This window comes from Enterobacter cloacae complex sp. 2015409 (assembly GCF_041365315.1).
GTDB lineage: Bacteria > Pseudomonadota > Gammaproteobacteria > Enterobacterales > Enterobacteriaceae > Enterobacter > Enterobacter pseudoroggenkampii.
The window spans coordinates 39,649-57,031 of the sequence record NZ_JBFTVM010000005.1 but is presented as its reverse complement, the minus strand read 5'-3'; the positions used below and the strand labels follow the sequence as shown (position 1 = coordinate 57,031).

Sequence of the window (17,383 nt, the reverse complement as noted above, 5' to 3'; positions counted from 1 at the left end):
TTCGCCACCCTTTTTTGTAGGTCGGGTAAGGCGAAGCCGCCACCCGACATGGACTACAGTTTTGGACCCGCACTCACCAGCGCAGCACCCGCCGGAGTATCGGTGTACTTCTCGAAGTTCTCGATAAACAGTTTCGCCAGCGATTCCGCTTTCTCACGCCACTGCTCCGGCGAACCGTACGTATTGCGCGGGTCGAGGATATGCGTATCCACACCCGGCAGCGACGTTGGGATCGCCAGGTCAAACATCGGCAGCGTGAAGGTTTCGGCGTCGTCCAGAGAACCATCCAGAATGGCGTCGATAATCGCGCGGGTATCTTTGATGGAGATACGTTTGCCGGTGCCGTTCCAGCCGGTGTTCACCAGGTATGCCTGCGCGCCGGATGCCTGCATGCGTTTCACCAGCACTTCAGCATACTGTGTCGGGTGCAGCGACAGGAAGGCTGCGCCGAAGCAGGCGGAGAAGGTTGGGGTTGGCTCCGTCACGCCGCGCTCGGTACCCGCCAGCTTGGCGGTGAAACCCGAGAGGAAGTGGTACTGCGTCTGGCTGGCCGTCAGGCGAGACACCGGAGGCAGTACGCCGAACGCATCCGCCGTCAGGAAAATAACCTTCGTGGCATGACCCGCTTTTGACACCGGCTTCACGATATTGTCGATGTGGTAGATCGGGTAAGAGACGCGGGTGTTTTCCGTTTTCGACGCATCGTCGAAGTCGATGGAGCCGTCGGCACGCACGGTGACGTTTTCCAGCAGCGCATCGCGACGGATCGCGTGGAAGATATCCGGCTCGGCCTCTTCAGACAGGCGAATGGTCTTCGCGTAGCAGCCGCCTTCAAAGTTGAATACGCCATCGTCATCCCAGCCGTGTTCGTCATCGCCAATCAGACGACGTTTAGGATCGGTGGACAGAGTCGTTTTCCCGGTGCCGGACAGGCCGAAGAAGACCGCCACGTCGCCTTTTTCACCGACGTTCGCCGAGCAGTGCATGGAGGCAATGCCCCGCAGCGGCAGCAGGTAGTTCATGACCGAGAACATCCCTTTCTTCATTTCGCCGCCGTACCAGGTACCGCCGATCAGCTGGATACGCTCGGTCAGGTTGAAGGCAACAAAGTTTTCGGAGTTCAGACCCTGCTCTTTCCACTGTGGGTTGGTGCATTTCGCGCCGTTCATCACGATGAAATCAGGGGTGAAGTCCTGCAGCTCTTCGTCGGTTGGACGAATAAACATGTTTTTCACGAAATGCGCCTGCCAGGCCACTTCGGTGATAAAACGTACGGAGAGACGGGTGTCGGCGTTAGCGCCGCAGAAAGCGTCGACAATAAACAAACGCTTGCCGGAAAGTTGATGGGTGACGAGCCCTTTCAGGTGCTGCCAGGTTTCCGGAGAGAGCGGTTTGTTGTCGTTCTTCCCTTTGCCCTTGTCAGCCCACCACAGCGTATCGCGGGTGGTTTCGTCTCGGACGATATACTTATCTTTCGGCGAACGACCGGTAAAGATACCGGTATCGACGGCGATAGCACCAAGATTCGTCAACACACCACGCTCGTATCCTTCCAGTGCTGGATTGAGCTCTTCCTGATACAGCGTATCGTAGTCGGGGTTGTAGACGATTTCCTGGACGTCGTGAATACCATAAGCCTTGAGATCTTGCGGGGTTAAACCAGTAACACGCATATCACTGCTCCTTAGCCAATATGTACTGCCTGAAATTGTAGGGTTTTTCTGGGGTTGTTTACCGCGACGGGGCTCATAGATTCATGCATCTGGACAAAACCCTTACTAACGGAAAACGCTGCGACTCCAGTCACAGCGCAGGCGGATTATCGCAGGAATCGCTTTTTGGGTGGGGAAAATGTTCCGAAAAGGTTAAAGACTGGTGATTTTATCGGAAGGAATGTGAATGTAATCGCATACACGTAAGAAAATTACGTAAGAGTTACACAGGGAAAACGATTCAGCTTGGGTGGAGTTTTTACCCTCACCCCAGCCCTCTCCTCAAAGGGGAGAGGGTTATAGGGTGAGGGGAAAGAGGTTTAGTGAACCTGTGGATCTGCCGGGGAGGCGTTATTGCGGATCTCTGCGATATCCATTGAATTGAACACATAGTGCGTACCGCAGTAGTCACAGTGCATATCAATTTCACCGTCTTCCGCCATGATGCTGTCGATCTCTTCATCCGGGAGGGTTTTCAGTGCGCCAGCGCAGCGTTCGCGGGAGCAGGTGCACTTAAATTCCACGGACTGCGGGTCGTAAACGGTCACTTCTTCTTCGTGGTACAGACGCCACAGCACGTCAGTCGCTGACAGGTTGAACAACTCTTCCGCTTTGATGGTTTCTGTCAGCGTCGCCAGGTGCTCAAAGTCATTGGTCTGTGCGTCCTGCGCAGGCAGAACCTGCAGCAGCATACCGCCCGCAGCAGGCTGACCGTCCACTTCACCGGTGCGGATGAACAGGCGCGTCGGCAGCTGTTCAGAACGCATGAAGTAATCTTCCAGGCAGGCCGCCAGGGTATCGCCTTCCAGACCCACCACGCCCTGATAGCGCTCACCTTCCTCAGGGGAGATGGTGATCACCAGGTAGCCATTACCCACCAGCGTTTTGAGGTCTGCATTTTCAGGCACGTCGCCCTGAACGCGCGCGACGCCGCGCATCTGCTGCTGGTTATTGCCGTTGATGACCGCCAGCGTCATCGGGCCGTCACCCTGCAGCTGCACGGTGATATCACCGGCAAACTTCAGCGTCGCCGTCAGCAGGCTGGTGGCAACCAGCAGTTCGCCCAACAGGGTCTTCACCGGCAGCGGGTAGTTGTGGTTTTCCAGGATCTGTTTCCAGGTTTCAGATACGGTGACCAGCTCGCCGCGCACGGCGAATTGTTCAAACAGATAGCGGTGTAATTGGTCGTGTTGGGCCATTTTCATCTCTCGTGCGGGTGAGGTTATTCAGTCTCACCGTGTTTAAATTTCATCAGGTCACGGCGCTCTTTTTTATCCGGTCGCCGGTCCGGGTGAGGCATCGTCAGCGCGTTCATTTTGCGCGCCAGCGCGGTCTTCTCGCGCTTTTCAATGCTCTCCGCCGTCTCTTCATAAAGCAGTACGGCTTCCGTTGCGGGTCGACGTTGTTCGGTAATGGCTTTAATCACTACCGTACGTTCATCGTTGCCCTGACGCAGCGTTAAGGTGGCATTCAGCTCAACCAGCTTGCTCGGTTTGCTGCGCTGGCCGTTGTAATGCACTTTTCCGCCGTCAACCATCTCGCGGGCAAGGGCGCGCGTTTTATAAAAACGCGCCGCCCACAGCCATTTATCCAGTCTTACCCCGTCAGAGGGTTTTTCTTTCATGGCGTCTCCTTCACGGTCAGTGAGGGGATCATCTGGCGATAGTCGTTCAGTCCAGGGTGGCGCAGATAGCTTTTTTCAGCCAGGCCAGAGTCAGGATTGGTAACGCCCAGACAGTAGCGGATGCCAAACTTTGCCGCGGAATCCAGAATGGGCTCGCTGTCATCAATGAACAGCGTACGTTCTGGCTGCAAACCCGTCTCTTCCTTCACCGCATGCCACAACCGCTGATCCTCTTTCGGATAACCAAATGTGTGGGTGGAAAGTAATAAATCAAGGTGCGACGCCAGACCCGTATGCTCCAGCTTCACCGCCAGATTATGTGGATGCGCGTTGGTCAGTAAAATACGGCGCTTGCCGCTTGCTTTCAGCGCATCCAGGAACGGAACCGTATCCTCGCGCAATACGGCGCGTGGACCCTGGGCGGTGGTCATGGCACAAATATCCAGACCGAGGCGATCGCTCCAGTAGTCAAGACAGTACCAGTTTAGCGTATGTTGGACCGCGCTATATTGCGAACGAATGAATGCCTGCGCTTCTGCCGGGGAGATCCCCTGCTGCTCGCCATAGGTTTCAGGAACCAGCGTTTGCCAGAAATAGTTATCAAAGGCGAGATCGAGCAGCGTGCCGTCCATATCCAGCAGAACGGTATCAACCTCCTGCCAGGCGATATCAAGGTGCATAAGGGGGAACTCCAGCCAGAAGAAACGTGCGCGACAGGGTAGCACATCTTGCCGCGCAACAACGTTATCAGATCAGGCTCTCAGACGAGGGGATCAGCTTAGGATTGAGGCAGTTTTCATAATACTGCTGGATGTCGGCAAGCCGGGTGCGCGAGCGCTGGTAGCGGCGCAGGGCCATAAAACCGTTCCAGAAAATGGCAATCAGCATCGCGGTCATCAGCAAAGAGGTGCCAACGTAACGCCATAAACCTGCGCTATCCGGCATCCGGTGCAGGCCGATATGGCGAGTGCCGTTGGCATCGGTGTAAAGGCTTGTGACAATCCCTTCGGCGCTGAACGGCGTTTGCATCAGCATCTGCGCGAGGCGCTGGAATTGGCTCCACTGCTCCTGCGCCGGATAGTCATAAAGCGCAACCTGCGGGTAAGGCTGATCGACCAGGTCGCTGCCTTCATCGCTGACAATCACAAACCCGCCCGGTGCCGGGCTGTTCAGCGCCTGAGCCGCACGGGTGGTCTCGCGCATCATGAACGGCGAGGTGGAGGTGGCGACCAGGTTATCCAGCGATTCAGCGCTCACCGGACGCAGCAGCACGTTAACACCGTCCAGTCGTCCCGCTTCGGCGCGTTTCACCAGCGAGTCCCAGTCTTTACTGTTACCCAGGTTTACCAGGGCGTTTTTAAGACGTATGCACTCATCCTGAGAGGAGCATAAATCCTGCGTTTTCAGGACGATGTCACCAAAATCATCCAGCAGAACCATGCCTGATTTTTGAATGGCCGAGCGTAGCGCGGGGCTGACGCGCGAGTCATCGTCCGTTTTCGGGTGCAGCTGGCGGTTCACCGTCTGGGTAAGGGCCGTGGCTTTATTCACCACTTCGGATTCCGGCAGCGGCAGCGGCGGAGCGTCGTTCCAGATAATTTGCGAGCAGTCGAACGGCATAAACGGCGAATTCTGGCGGGTGTTCCACGCCCCCGGGGTGTGAATATTACACATCCCGGTACCCTTCAGGCGCAGCGTGTCCCCCACGCGCACACCGGCTTCATCCAGCTTGTTGACGCTGGTCGCTTCGATGGTTTGCGCCCCTTTGATCCACGACAGGGTGAATTTGATGGGCATATCCAGCGGCACGAAAAGCAGAAGCATGACTAAGACCAGCGCCGCGCCTCCGGCAATGACCGTGCTGCGAAGCCAGTGCTGAAGCGGGAAATTTTTCACTTCATCATGCAGGGACAAGAAGCGCCCCTGACGCACAACGTGTCGGTCAAGGTAGATATCAATATCCGTTTTCTGACCCAGGTCCTGCGCAATCCACGGTTGCCAGTGGCGCGGGTAGATCAGATCGATAATACCGAGCGAAATATTATTGAGATGTTCCTGATCGTTTTCACCGAACAGGCCCCAGCGCTTTGGCGTACCGCGCAGGCAGTGGATCTCGCGCAACGAGGTTTTGGCCGGTGGGGCAAAGAGACCCCAAAGCCCGGCCGCCAGCAGCAGCACCGCGCCTCCCGCCAGCCAGGGGACAAACACATCCGGCGTCAACAGGCAGACAAAAAAGAGCAGGAAGGCGGAGACGATCAGAAGCGCTTCACGAATGCCGTCCGGGCGGCTCAGGGCGTACTCTTCATGCGTCTCCTGGCGAATATTCAGCAGTTCGATCTGCTCAGTCTCTTCGCCACGAATGGAAGCCTGCGTTGAACTCGCACGCTCCAGCGCAAAACGCGGGGCTTCCTGAAGGTATTCATTCAGCGTGTGGCCGTTAAGCGAGATAACCAGGGGCAACGAATCGGTGTGAATCAGCTCAACGCTGTTTTCGTCATTAATGTATTGCTCCCAGGACGGAGGGAGATGCACTTCGACGGAATCCAGGTAATAGCGCCATTTGTTGGGGTCATCAGTGGTGATGCCATAGCGCGTGATGGAGCGCGTCACGCAGAGCACGGTATCACTTTGCGCATTGAGCTTTAGCGCGACGGGTGCGGCGGTAGCTCCCGTTGGCCCAGGCGTGAGCTGAGAACGGTTCAGGATTTCGAGATAGTTTTCAACTGCATCGCGCTCGTCTTGCGTGAGTTTACGCGTGGTCGCACCCGCAAATGCATTTAAAAAGGGCAGACGATAACGGCGCTGTACGCGGCGCCTGTACATCCACCCTGCAACCAATGCGCCGGCCAGCATAGCAGCGAGAACAATCAAAATGGTGCTCATGCTTTCCCCATCTTACTTATCTTACAGGTGTAGTCAGTAGCACCTTTACATTGAATGAGTGTCTGTGGTTGGCTATCGGCAAGTATGGAGTCGAACTTGAGCATTCTGAAGCGCATCCCAGTGACCGGTGATGATAGCAAAGCCTGTTATGGCGCGATATCAGCAAATTCCTGGAAACATTTCAACCTCTTGACATTTGTTTTGAATTGAGGATTGATTCCTGCTACGTTGCACAAATGTAAATACAGAACAATTGACATTGCCGAAACCGTGCGGCGTATCGCACAATAACCCCAGTTCTCACTGCTAAGACCCATCACGATGAGCAAACCACTACAAAAACCCACCATTCTGAATGTTGAAACTGTCGCCAAATCGCGGCTGTTTAATGTTGAAAGTGTGGACCTGGAGTTCAGCAACGGTGTGCGTCGCGTTTATGAACGTATGCGCCCCTCGTCGCGCGAAGCGGTGATGATTATTCCCATTATCGACGATCATCTGATTTTGATCCGCGAATACGCTGTGGGAACGGAATCTTACGAGCTTGGGTTCTCGAAAGGGCTTATCGATCCGGGTGAAACCGTCTTTGAAGCGGCAAACCGCGAGCTGAAAGAAGAGGTCGGTTTCGGGGCGAATGAGCTTTCATTCCTGAAAAAACTGAGCATGGCGCCGTCTTATTTTTCCAGCAAAATGAATATTGTGGTCGCTGAAGATCTCTATCCTGAATCGCTGGAAGGGGATGAGCCGGAGCCGCTGCCGCAGGTTCGCTGGCCGCTGGCGCATCTGATGGACCTGCTGGAAGACCCTGACTTTAACGAGGCTCGCAACGTGAGCGCGCTGTTCCTGGTACGGGAGTGGCTGAAGGGGCAGGGGCGGCTGTAGGCCATAAAAAAGCCGGGTGGCGGCTTCGCCTTACCCGGCCTACGATGCTTTGCCCGGTTTTTACCGGGCATTTTTATGTTTAGAACAGCTCGTGCGTTTCGCCGTTGTCGATGATCTCTGTGCCCACCTCATGCACCGCCTGTGTGGTTGGCTGGGTGCCCTCAATGAAATACTCTTCGCGACTGTTACCGCCGTTGGCGAGCTGACCCGTGCTGCGGTCGATATTGACCGTCACCACGCCTGGCGGTGGCGTAAGCGGCTGCTCCGGCACGCCTTCAAGAACGGACTTCATGTAGGCGTCCCAGGCCGGCTGCGCGCTCTTCGCTCCGCCTTCGTAACCGGAAATCTGATCCTTAATCGCGCCGGAGGCCGTTGTACGACCTAAGTCGCGGCGATGATCGTCGAAGCCGATCCAGACCGATGTCACCACGCCCGGCCCGTAACCGGAGAACCACGCGTCTTTCGAGCTGTTGGTTGTCCCCGTTTTACCGCCGATATCATGGCGCTGCAAATCACGTCCTGCACGCCAGCCGGTACCCTGCCAGCCCGGTTCACCGAAGATGTTGGTGTTCAGCGCGCTCTTGATCAGGAACGACAGCGGCGTGTTGATCACATGCGGGGCATACTGCTGCGCACCGGTCTGCGCCACCAGCGCCTGGTTCGCCTGTTCCAGCTGCGGCTGCGGCACAACGCCGTTCTGCTGCTCCTGCGACACGGCTGGGTCTTCCATGTCCTTGTTTTCAAGCACGTCGGATTTCGGCGTATTGCCATAAATGACTGGAATATCGCAGTCAGGGCAGGCAATTTTCGGCTTCGCTTCAAACAGCACGCCGCCCTGGTCGTTCTCGATCTTGCTGATGAAGTACGGGTCAATCAGGAAGCCGCCGTTGGCCATCACCGAGTACCCGCGTGCAACCTGAAGCGGCGTAAAGGAGGCTGAGCCCAACGCCAGCGACTCGGTGCGAACGATATTCTGCGCCGGGAAGCCGAAGCGCTGCAGATACTCTGCGGCATAGTCGACGCCCATCGCGCGCATGGCGCGTACCATCACCACGTTTTTCGACTGTCCCAGGCCCTGACGAAGACGAATAGGACCGGCATACTCCGCAGGGGAGTTCTTCGGCTGCCAGTCGGAACCGGCACCGGCATCCCAGCGGGAAATTGGCACGTCGTTCAGGATGCTGGCGAGGGTCAAGCCCTTATCCATCGCTGCCGTGTAGAGGAACGGTTTGATATTGGAACCGACCTGACGCAGCGCCTGGGTGGCGCGGTTAAATTTGCTCTGGTTGAAATCAAACCCGCCGACCAGGGCCAGGATGGCGCCGTTCTGCGGGTTGATCGAGACCAGGGCCGAGTTGACGTCCGGCACCTGCGCCAGCCACCAGGATTCACCTACCTTGCGCACCCAGATTTGCTGCCCGGTTTGTACCGCGTCGGTCACTTTACGCGGCGTGGCGCCCTGCAGCGTATCCGAGCGGTACGGACGCGCCCAGCGGATACCGTCCATACGCAGGGAGACGGAGGTACCGTCCGCAAGCGTCGCAACGGCCTCCTGAGGATCGGCCTGCGTCACCACGGCAGGAAGGAGCGGACCGTAGGTTGGCAGCGCCTTCAGCGTACTGGTGATTTTTTTGCTGTCCCACGCGCTTTCGCCCACTTTCCACAGCACGTTTGACGGGCCGCGATAGCCGTGACGCATATCGTAGTCCATCACGTTGTTGCGTACCGCTTCCTGCGCCGCCTGCTGAACTTTGCGGGTGACGGTGGTGTACACGCGATAGCCATCTTCATAGGCCTTATCACCATAACGATTCACCATCTCCTGGCGAACCATTTCGGTCAGGTAAGGGGAGGCGAAGGCGATCTCAGGGGCGTGGTAGTTAGCGTCAATGACATCGTTACGCGCCTGCTCGTACTCGCTCTGGCTGATGTAGCCTTCGCTCAGCATACGTGACAGGACGACGTTCCGACGCGCGGTGGCGCGATCGAGCGAGTAGAGCGGGTTAAACGTGGACGGCGCTTTCGGCAGACCGGCAATGGTTGCCATTTCGCTTAAGGTGAGTTGCTCAACAGGCTTACCGAAGTACACCTGTGCGGCAGCCCCCACGCCATAAGCGCGGTAGCCCAGGTAGATTTTGTTGAGGTACAGCTCAAGGATTTCGTCTTTGCTCAGCAGCTGCTCAATACGGATAGCAAGGAACACCTCTTTGATCTTACGTATCAGCGTCTTTTCAGGGCTGAGGAAGAAGTTACGCGCCAGCTGCTGCGTAATGGTACTCGCCCCCTGAGAGGCGTGACCAGAGAACAGCGCAATGCTCGCGGCGCGGAAAATCCCCACCGGATCGACACCGTGGTGCTCGTAAAAACGGCTGTCCTCCGTGGCGATAAAGGCTTTCACCATCACAGGGGGAATTTGGTTTAAGGTCAGCGGAATACGACGCTTCTCGCCATACTGCGCCATGAGCTCGCCATCGGCGCTATAGACTTGCATCGGGATCTGGAGTCGCACATCGCGAAGCGTGGCGACATCAGGTAGCTGTGGCTCAATATATTTGTACAAACCGTAAATCGAGCCTGCTCCCAGCAGAATGCAACAGACTGCAAGGATGAATAAATACTTTACGAACTTCACCGGAGATTTCCCATTTGGTTTCACTTGGGCAGTTTCTAAACAATCGCGCGGTAGTATAAAGGCAAGCCTGATTCATTGATATAGCCGTCAGGGTGACGGGCGATAAGGAGATCGTGAAGCATGGCTTTCAAAACTTGGCAAACGGGCATTCATATTCAACAGGATAGGGTGCTGATCGTCGCACTGGCCCGGGAGAAGTCCGGCTGGTGTTTGCGGCGCTGGTGGGCAATCCCGCTGGCTGAAGGCATCATTCGTGACGGCAAAATTTATCAGTCAGAACAGCTGGTTGATGCGTTACGCGACTGGCGAAAAACGCTGCCGCACTACCACCGGGCGTTCCTCTCTTTCCCGGCTGCACGCACCCTGCAGCGGTCGCTTGCCCGTCCGACCGTTGCGCTGCGCGACAGCGAGCAGCTCTCATGGCTTGGCGCCGCGCTCGCCCGCGAACTGGAGATGTCTGCCGATACGCTCTGTTTCGATTACGTGCAGGATACGCTCAGCAATACCTTTCAGGTGACAGCCGCACAAAACAACGAGGTTGACACCCTTCTGGCGCTGGCGAAGGCGCTGCGTTTGCGGCTGATGACCATTACGCCGGATGCCAGCGCTCTGGCGAATCTTCTTCCTGCGGTGACACCAGCGAAGTGCATCGCCTGGCGGGACGAGCGGCAGTGGCTCTGGGCGATGCGCCACCAGTGGGGACGACGCTTTACCACAGAAGCAGACAATGTGGCTGAGCTGTCGGCGCTGCTGGCGCTTGGTCCGGATGACATCGCGCTGTTTGATAGCCGACGTGACCCGTGGGAAATCCTTGAGCGCTGCCATGCCCCGCTGCCGGACTGCGGCGCTGATTATACCGTTGCGCTGGCGCTGGCCATGAGCGAGGTGCCCGGATGAGCATCATGAACTTTCTGCCCTGGCGGCAGCAGCGGCGCGCGCGATGCCTGCGTTTCTGGGGCGCAATGTGTGTCGGTACCGTACTGTTAATCTTCATGGCCATTTTCTGTCTGCGGATGAACCCTCTTATGAGGCTGCACGCGCTGCAAACGGATCTGACGGGCATGCAGGCCGTGCAGCATGTGCTTCTCTCCCGGCAGAGACTCGCCTCACAGGCGCAGCTGCCAGCGCAGGAAATTCAACGACGTGCATGGCAACCGGTGCTGGAAGCCCTTTCCCGCACCATTCCGGCACAGGTCTGGCTGACAGAGCTGCGCTATCAGCCTCCTGCTCTGATGCTGAGCGGGTATGCCATAACCCTGCCGGCCCTGTCTGCTCTGCGCGATGCGCTTGGCCAAATAGCGGGTTTTACGCCCGGGACGGCGGGTGAGCTTCGGCGGGACAGCCAGGGGCGCTGGATGTTCACCCTTCAGCTTAAAAGCGAGGGGTAACGCGTGGATACCCTGTTAGAACGCTGGTGCGAAAGCCGTCCCTGGTATCGGGTGCTCTTCTGGTGTCTGGGGAGTCTCCTGGCAGGACTGGCCGCGTGGGGCACCTTGCTCAGACCGGTAGACAGGCAGTGTGCTGAACGACAGCGCCAGCTGATTCAGGACACGAGAGCTAACGCAGCGTTATGGCTTGCGGTCAGAAAGGTGCCGTTTCGTCCGGAAACGCCGGAATCACGGGAATTGATATCTTTTTCCCCGCTCGATTTTCAGGGTGATAACACGACGCTGGTTCACTGGAAGCCGCTGCAGAACGGAGGGGAACTGATGCTGGAGGTTGAGTGGCAGGCGCTTCCGGCGCTTTTTTCCCGGCTGGCGCAGCGGGATGTGCAGATCGCCGCTTTTGCGATTTCGCCACAAGGTACGGCGTTGCGCCTGCGGCTGGAGCTGGCACATGCGAAATAGCGCGCGATATTTGCTGGTTTGCTCAGCGCTGCTATTGACCGGCATGCGCGATCCGTTTCACCCGCCGGACGATCCCTGCGCCATTGGCGAGCTGGCGCAGTGGCACTATCGCGGCATGGTGGAAGGACAGCAGGCTATCGGCATTTTACAGGATGGGCAAAAGCGCTGGTACCGGCTGAAAACGCATGAGCGCTTCCCGGCAGGCTGGACGATAACAGCCATCAATGCAACGGAACTGGTTGTTGATGTGGGTGACACATGTGAACCAGAAAAATGGACGTGGCAACGAGAAGGAACGGACAAAAATGAATTTACGGATAATGCTGTGGCTGCTGGCGTTCAGCCATCCCCTGTGGGCCGCCGAGCCAAAACCGGTCACGCTGGTGGTGGATGACGTTCCTGTGGTTCAGGTGTTACAGGCCCTGGTCGCACAGGAGAACCGTAATCTGGTGGTATCGCCTGATGTCAGCGGCACGCTTTCGCTAAACCTGACGCGCGTCCCCTGGCGGCAGGCGTTACGGACGGTAGTCTCCAGTGCCGGACTTGTCCTGCGCGAGGAAGCGGGCATTTTTTACGTGCATACCGCCGCCTGGCAGCGTGAGCAGCGGGAACGTTCAGAACATGAGCGGGCGCGTCGACAGCTTGATGCGCCGCTGGTGTCTCACACTATCCCTTTTTCTTATGCCGATGCCGGAGAGCTGCAAAAAGCCGCGGAAAAACTCCTGAGCCCGAAGGGGAGTTTATCCGTCGACAAACGCACCAATCGCCTGCTGATCCGGGATAACCAGACGGTGGTGGAGACGCTGCAGCGCTGGGCCGCTCAGATGGATATTCCCGTCGAACAGGTCGAGCTGGCGGCGCACATTGTGACCATTAATGAAAAAAGCCTGCGTGAGCTGGGAGTGAAGTGGAATCTCGCCGACGCCACCGACGCGGGCAAGGTTGGCCAGCTCACCACGCTTGGCAGCGATCTTTCCGTCGCCAGCGCCACCAGCCACGTGGGTTTTAACATCGGACGGATCAATGGTCGGCTGCTGGATCTGGAGCTCTCTGCGCTGGAGCAAAAACAGCAGGTCGATATCATCGCCAGCCCGCGGCTGCTGGCCTCGCATATGCAGCCGGCCAGTATCAAGCAGGGGAGTGAGATCCCGTATCAGGTCTCAAGCGGTGAAAGCGGCGCAACCTCCATTGAGTTTAAGGAAGCGGTATTAGGGATGGAGGTCACGCCGGTGGTGTTGCCGGGAGGGCGCGTGCGCCTGAAATTGCACATCAGCGAAAATATGCCGGGACAGGTTCTACAGCAGGCGGACGGCGAAACGCTGGCGATCGACAAACAGGAGATAGAAACCCAGGTGGAGGTAAAAAGTGGAGAAACGCTGGCGTTGGGCGGAATTTTTTCGCAGAAGAACAAAACCGGCAGTGACAGCGTACCGGGGCTGGGAAAAATCCCCTGGCTTGGTCAGCTTTTTCGCCATGACGGGAAAGACAACGAACGGCGGGAGTTAGTGGTGTTTATTACACCACGTCTGGTCGGTATTCGCTGACGGGTAACGATCCCCGCAATGAATTTGCATTCAGTTTGTTGCAGATGTTTGACGTGGGGCATGAATTAGCATACAAGGAGTACCGATTTGAGTTGGACTTACGTCTTATTACCTTATGCGCCCGGCGCGGTGATTTAATCAGTTGCCAAACAAGCCGGAGTATTGAGATAATTTTTAGTCTGACTCTCGCTCTATTGCATATGAGGTTTCAGTTCATGTCCTGCTACGCCGGGTGTCTGCGCAGCGGGGATTACCATTAACGAATAGTCTTAGTAGTACCGATAAAATGGCAGAGAAACGCAATATCTTTCTGGTTGGGCCTATGGGTGCCGGCAAAAGCACTATTGGGCGTCAGTTAGCTCAACAACTCAATATGGAATTTTACGATTCTGATCAAGAGATTGAGAAACGAACCGGAGCTGATGTGGGCTGGGTTTTCGACGTAGAAGGCGAAGAAGGTTTCCGTGACCGAGAAGAAAAAGTGATCAACGAACTCACGGAAAAACAGGGCATCGTTCTGGCAACAGGCGGCGGCTCTGTGAAATCTCGCGAAACCCGCAACCGTCTCTCCGCCCGTGGCGTAGTGGTCTATCTTGAGACGACTATCGAGAAACAGCTGGCACGTACGCAGCGCGATAAAAAGCGCCCGCTGCTGCAGGTTGAAACGCCACCACGCGAAGTTCTGGAAGCGTTGGCCGATGAACGCAATCCGCTGTATGAAGAGATTGCCGATGTGACCATTCGTACTGACGACCAGAGCGCTAAAGTGGTTGCAAACCAGATTATTCATATGCTGGAAAGCAACTGATTCTGGCTTTATATACACTCGCCTGCGGGTAAAAGCATTAAAGGTGGATGTCGCGTCATGGAGAGGATTACAGTTACTCTCGGGGAACGTAGTTACCCTATCACCATCGCGGCTGGTTTGTTTAACGACCCAGCTTCCTTTTTACCACTGAAAGCGGGTGATCAGGCGATGCTGGTCACCAATGAGACGCTGGCTCCGCTTTATCTCGACCGCGTACGCCACCTGCTTGAGCAGGCGGGCGTAAAAGTCGACAGTGTGATTCTCCCCGATGGCGAGCAGTATAAAAGCCTGACGGTACTGGATACCGTCTTTACCGCATTGCTGCAAAAACCACACGGTCGCGATACAACACTGCTTGCCCTGGGCGGCGGTGTTGTGGGCGATCTGACCGGTTTTGCGGCCGCAAGCTATCAACGTGGCGTCCGTTTTATTCAAATCCCGACCACGTTGCTGTCCCAGGTCGACTCCTCTGTCGGTGGCAAAACGGCAGTCAACCATCCGCTCGGTAAAAACATGATTGGCGCCTTCTACCAGCCCGCATCGGTGGTGGTGGATCTCGACTGTCTGAAAACGCTGCCGAAGCGCGAGCTGGCTTCTGGTCTGGCGGAAGTGATCAAATACGGCATTATTCTGGATGGCGAGTTCTTTAGCTGGCTTGAAGAGAATATGGATGCGCTGCTGGGCCTGGATGAGGCTAAACTGGCATACTGCATTCGTCGTTGCTGTGAGCTGAAAGCAGAAGTTGTTGCCGCAGACGAGCGTGAAACGGGCTTACGTGCTTTACTGAATCTTGGGCATACGTTTGGTCACGCGATTGAAGCCGAAATGGGCTACGGTAACTGGCTGCACGGTGAAGCCGTTGCGGCCGGCATGGTGATGGCGGCTCGCACCTCCGAACGTCTCGGGCAGTTCAAGCCGGAAGAGACGGCACGCATTATTGCGCTGCTTGAGCGTGCAGGTTTGCCGGTGACCGGGCCGCAGGAGATGTCGGCGCAAGCGTATTTACCCCACATGATGCGCGATAAAAAAGTATTGGCAGGTGAGATGCGTCTTGTACTCCCGCTTGCAATAGGGAAGAGTGAAGTACGCGGCGGAGTGCCGCACGATGTCGTTCTTGGCGCTATCGCTGACTGTCAGCAGGCGTAACAACTAGAAAGGTCAGGCCACTGTCGCAGGTGGTCGTTTAGCTTCAGGTGAAATGCAAAGTCGTTGGCATAAGCCTTTGAGTGGGGTGTTAAATGGATGAATTCAAACCAGAAGACGAGCTGAAACCCGATCCCAGCGATCGTCGTACTGGTCGTTCTCGTCAATCTTCAGAACGTGATAACGAGCCGCAGATCAACTTTGACGATGTTGATCTGGATGCAGACGATCGTCGCCCTTCGCGCAGCCGCAACGCGCACGAAGAGCGAGCAGAAGAGGATTATGAGTCCGAAGAAGATTCAATGGACGAACAGCCTGTAGAGCGTCGCCCGCGTAAACGTAAAAAAGCCGCTGCGCCTAAACCGGCGTCCCGCCAGTACATCATGATGGGCCTTGGCGTTCTGGTGCTTGTGCTGCTGATTGTCGGCATTGGCTCCGCGCTTAAAGCACCGTCAACGAACTCAACCGAGCAAACGGCTTCCGCTGAGAAGAGCATCAACCTGTCCGGTAACGATGCGTCCAATCAGGCGAATGGTGCGCAGCCTGCTCCGGGTACCACTTCCGCAGAGCAGACCGCAGGGAACACCGCAGCGCCGCAGGATGTTTCTCTGCCGCCTGTTTCTTCAACCCCTGCTCAGGGTCAGGCACCTGCTACGCCTGAAGGCCAGCAGCGCGTAGAAGTTCAGGGAGACCTGAACAATGCGTTGACGCAGCCGCAGAACCAGCAGCAGGTTGATAACGTCGTGGTTAACTCTACGTTGCCAACTGAACCTGCAACCGTTGCCCCGGTTCGCGGTGGTAACGCTCAGCCGCAAGCGGCCGCGACGGAAACCAAGCCGCGCCAGACGCAGACTGCGACACGTCCTGAACGCAAGCAGGCGGTGATTGAGCCTAAGCGTGAAACCAAACCTCAGGCAGTCGTTAAAGCGCCTGAAGTGAAAGCCGTACCGGCACAGCCGAAACACACCGAAACGGCCGCGGTGAGCGAGCCAGCTAAAGCGCCCGTCACGCAGACTGCGCCGAAAGCCACGGCGACCACCACGGCACCGGCTGCCACAGCTGCGCCTGCAGCAACGGCTCCAGCAGCCACGGCAACAGCCTCCAGCAGCGCAGCAGGTAAAACTGCAGGTAACGTTGGCTCGCTGAAGTCTGCGCCATCCAGCAACTACACGCTGCAGCTGAGCAGTTCGTCTAACTATGACAACCTCAACAGCTGGGCGAAGAAATCAAATCTGAAAAACTACGTTGTTTATCAGACGACCCGTAACGGTCAGCCGTGGTATGTGCTTGTGAGCGGTGTTTATTCGTCCAAAGATGAAGCAAAACGTGCCGTAGCGGCGCTGCCAGCTGATGTTCAGGCGAAAAACCCATGGGCGAAGCCGATTCATCAGGTTCAGGCCGATCTGAAGTAATGTTTAAAGCGCAGGATGCTGTCGGAGCTTTCTCCACAGCTGGAGAAGGTGTAATCAGTTAGTCAGCATGAAAAAAAATCGCGCTTTTCTGAAATGGGCAGGGGGGAAATACCCCCTGCTCGATGATATTAAAAAGCACCTGCCTAAAGGCGAGTGTCTTATCGAACCTTTCGTGGGTGCAGGATCGGTGTTCCTCAACACCGATTTTTCTCGTTATATCCTGGCGGATATCAACAGCGACCTTATCAGCCTCTATAACATCGTTAAGCTGCGTACCGATGAGTATGTCGCCGAGGCGCGCAAACTGTTTACGCCCGAGAACAATAACCCGGACGTTTACTACCAGTACCGCGCGGAGTTTAACCAGAGCCAGGACCCGTTCCGCAGAGCCCTGCTGTTCCTCTACCTCAACCGACATGGTTACAACGGCCTGTGCCGGTATAACCTGCGCGGGGAATTTAACGTGCCTTTTGGCCGCTATAAGCGCCCGTATTTTCCGCAGGACGAGCTGTATCACTTTGCCGAAAAAGCGCAGAACGCAGAGTTTCATTGCCTCTCCTATGAAGAGTGTATGGAACTGGCAGGCGTAAACTCGGTGGTTTACTGTGACCCGCCTTACGCGCCGCTGTCTGCGACGGCGAACTTCACCGCCTATCACACCAACAGCTTCAGCCCGGCCGAACAGGCTCGTCTGGCTGAGATGGCGGAAAAGCTGGTCAGCAAAAGAATTCCGGTGTTAATTTCGAATCACGATACCCCTGATACGCGCGAATGGTACAAAGCCGCGAAGCATTTTCAGGTCAAAGTGCGGCGTAGCATTAGCAGCAACGGCGGCACACGTAAAAAGGTGGACGAACTTCTGGCTCTTTATCGCCCCTGAGCCGTTTTGCCCGCCG

At 56.4% G+C, this 17,383-nt stretch carries 16 protein-coding genes; 10 read left to right on the top strand and 6 right to left on the bottom strand.

The annotated features are described in order from the left end of the window. Positions 1 to 53: 53 nt before the first annotated feature. The 5 genes from pckA to ACDO57_RS19660 form a co-directional block, all read right to left on the bottom strand. Positions 54 to 1,673 carry a phosphoenolpyruvate carboxykinase (ATP) gene (pckA, locus tag ACDO57_RS19680; RefSeq protein WP_023309493.1) on the bottom strand — a complete coding sequence of 540 codons (1,620 nt, stop codon included), beginning with the start codon at positions 1,671 to 1,673 and terminating at the stop codon, positions 54 to 56. A 359-nt stretch (positions 1,674 to 2,032) separates the two neighbouring features. After that, complete coding sequence (hslO, locus tag ACDO57_RS19675) at positions 2,033 to 2,917, bottom strand: Hsp33 family molecular chaperone HslO (protein WP_161495995.1); 885 nt, start codon at positions 2,915 to 2,917, stop codon at positions 2,033 to 2,035. Positions 2,918 to 2,934: 17 nt separating this feature from the next. Next, positions 2,935 to 3,336, bottom strand: a complete 402-nt coding sequence (gene hslR, locus ACDO57_RS19670) for a ribosome-associated heat shock protein Hsp15 (protein ID WP_023333710.1) — start codon at positions 3,334 to 3,336, stop codon at positions 2,935 to 2,937. Beyond that, positions 3,333 to 4,016, bottom strand: a complete 684-nt coding sequence (gene yrfG, locus ACDO57_RS19665) for a GMP/IMP nucleotidase (RefSeq protein WP_024907913.1) — start codon at positions 4,014 to 4,016, stop codon at positions 3,333 to 3,335. The genes hslR and yrfG overlap by 4 nt, the downstream gene beginning before the upstream one ends. A 67-nt stretch (positions 4,017 to 4,083) precedes the next feature. Then, on the bottom strand, positions 4,084 to 6,219 hold the full coding sequence (locus tag ACDO57_RS19660) for an intracellular growth attenuator family protein (protein WP_024907914.1): 2,136 nt from the start codon (positions 6,217 to 6,219) through the stop codon (positions 4,084 to 4,086). 321 nt (positions 6,220 to 6,540) lie between these two features. Between ACDO57_RS19660 and nudE the strand changes: the two genes are divergently transcribed. Next, complete coding sequence (gene nudE / locus ACDO57_RS19655) at positions 6,541 to 7,101, top strand: ADP compounds hydrolase NudE (RefSeq protein WP_023333707.1); 561 nt, start codon at positions 6,541 to 6,543, stop codon at positions 7,099 to 7,101. A 79-nt stretch (positions 7,102 to 7,180) separates the two neighbouring features. On the opposite strand, the gene mrcA is transcribed toward nudE, so the two are convergent. Continuing rightward, positions 7,181 to 9,733: a peptidoglycan glycosyltransferase/peptidoglycan DD-transpeptidase MrcA gene (mrcA, locus tag ACDO57_RS19650; RefSeq protein ID WP_032648328.1), complete on the bottom strand. Its 2,553-nt coding sequence runs from the start codon at positions 9,731 to 9,733 to the stop codon at positions 7,181 to 7,183. A 120-nt stretch (positions 9,734 to 9,853) separates the two neighbouring features. Between mrcA and pilM the strand changes: the two genes are divergently transcribed. The 9 genes from pilM (at position 9,854) to dam (ending at position 17,367) form a co-directional block, all read left to right on the top strand. Further along, on the top strand, positions 9,854 to 10,630 hold the full coding sequence (gene pilM, locus ACDO57_RS19645) for a pilus assembly protein PilM (protein ID WP_024907916.1): 777 nt from the start codon (positions 9,854 to 9,856) through the stop codon (positions 10,628 to 10,630). Beyond that, on the top strand, positions 10,627 to 11,121 hold the full coding sequence (locus ACDO57_RS19640; protein WP_032648332.1) for a PilN domain-containing protein: 495 nt from the start codon (positions 10,627 to 10,629) through the stop codon (positions 11,119 to 11,121). Before pilM ends, ACDO57_RS19640 begins: the two co-directional genes overlap by 4 nt. A 3-nt stretch (positions 11,122 to 11,124) precedes the next feature. Beyond that, positions 11,125 to 11,580 (top strand): HofO, encoded by a 456-nt coding sequence (locus ACDO57_RS19635; RefSeq protein ID WP_248273339.1) that lies wholly within the window; start codon positions 11,125 to 11,127, stop codon positions 11,578 to 11,580. Next, positions 11,570 to 11,974, top strand: a complete 405-nt coding sequence (locus ACDO57_RS19630; RefSeq protein ID WP_370884473.1) for a HofP DNA utilization family protein — start codon at positions 11,570 to 11,572, stop codon at positions 11,972 to 11,974. The genes ACDO57_RS19635 and ACDO57_RS19630 overlap by 11 nt, the downstream gene beginning before the upstream one ends. Continuing rightward, on the top strand, positions 11,901 to 13,124 hold the full coding sequence (hofQ, locus tag ACDO57_RS19625; RefSeq protein ID WP_370884503.1) for a DNA uptake porin HofQ: 1,224 nt from the start codon (positions 11,901 to 11,903) through the stop codon (positions 13,122 to 13,124). The genes ACDO57_RS19630 and hofQ overlap by 74 nt, the downstream gene beginning before the upstream one ends. A gap of 286 nt (positions 13,125 to 13,410) precedes the next feature. Then, positions 13,411 to 13,932 carry a shikimate kinase AroK gene (gene aroK, locus ACDO57_RS19620; RefSeq protein WP_003861630.1) on the top strand — a complete coding sequence of 174 codons (522 nt, stop codon included), beginning with the start codon at positions 13,411 to 13,413 and terminating at the stop codon, positions 13,930 to 13,932. Positions 13,933 to 13,989: 57 nt separating this feature from the next. Then, a complete protein-coding gene (gene aroB, locus ACDO57_RS19615) occupies positions 13,990 to 15,078 on the top strand; it encodes a 3-dehydroquinate synthase (RefSeq protein ID WP_024907920.1) in 1,089 nt (362 codons plus the stop codon). A 92-nt stretch (positions 15,079 to 15,170) separates the two neighbouring features. Continuing rightward, a complete protein-coding gene (gene damX / locus ACDO57_RS19610; protein ID WP_024907921.1) occupies positions 15,171 to 16,487 on the top strand; it encodes a cell division protein DamX in 1,317 nt (438 codons plus the stop codon). Between the two features lie 67 nt (positions 16,488 to 16,554). Continuing rightward, entirely contained in the window at positions 16,555 to 17,367 is an 813-nt protein-coding gene (gene dam, locus ACDO57_RS19605; RefSeq protein WP_024907922.1) for an adenine-specific DNA-methyltransferase, read from the top strand. Positions 17,368 to 17,383 lie beyond the last annotated feature (16 nt).

Coding starts and splice junctions, on each gene's coding strand:
- hslR (WP_023333710.1), bottom strand. CDS start 3,336: ATGAAAGAAAAACCCTCTGACGGGGTAAGACTGGATAAATGGCTGTGG.
- pilM (WP_024907916.1), top strand. CDS start 9,854: ATGGCTTTCAAAACTTGGCAAACGGGCATTCATATTCAACAGGATAGG.
- hofQ (WP_370884503.1), top strand. CDS start 11,901: ATGCTGTGGCTGCTGGCGTTCAGCCATCCCCTGTGGGCCGCCGAGCCA.
- aroK (WP_003861630.1), top strand. CDS start 13,411: ATGGCAGAGAAACGCAATATCTTTCTGGTTGGGCCTATGGGTGCCGGC.
- damX (WP_024907921.1), top strand. CDS start 15,171: ATGGATGAATTCAAACCAGAAGACGAGCTGAAACCCGATCCCAGCGAT.
- hslO (WP_161495995.1), bottom strand. CDS start 2,917: ATGAAAATGGCCCAACACGACCAATTACACCGCTATCTGTTTGAACAA.
- ACDO57_RS19630 (WP_370884473.1), top strand. CDS start 11,570: ATGCGAAATAGCGCGCGATATTTGCTGGTTTGCTCAGCGCTGCTATTG.
- aroB (WP_024907920.1), top strand. CDS start 13,990: ATGGAGAGGATTACAGTTACTCTCGGGGAACGTAGTTACCCTATCACC.
- dam (WP_024907922.1), top strand. CDS start 16,555: ATGAAAAAAAATCGCGCTTTTCTGAAATGGGCAGGGGGGAAATACCCC.
- ACDO57_RS19660 (WP_024907914.1), bottom strand. CDS start 6,219: ATGAGCACCATTTTGATTGTTCTCGCTGCTATGCTGGCCGGCGCATTG.
- pckA (WP_023309493.1), bottom strand. CDS start 1,673: ATGCGTGTTACTGGTTTAACCCCGCAAGATCTCAAGGCTTATGGTATT.
- yrfG (WP_024907913.1), bottom strand. CDS start 4,016: ATGCACCTTGATATCGCCTGGCAGGAGGTTGATACCGTTCTGCTGGAT.
- nudE (WP_023333707.1), top strand. CDS start 6,541: ATGAGCAAACCACTACAAAAACCCACCATTCTGAATGTTGAAACTGTC.
- ACDO57_RS19640 (WP_032648332.1), top strand. CDS start 10,627: ATGAGCATCATGAACTTTCTGCCCTGGCGGCAGCAGCGGCGCGCGCGA.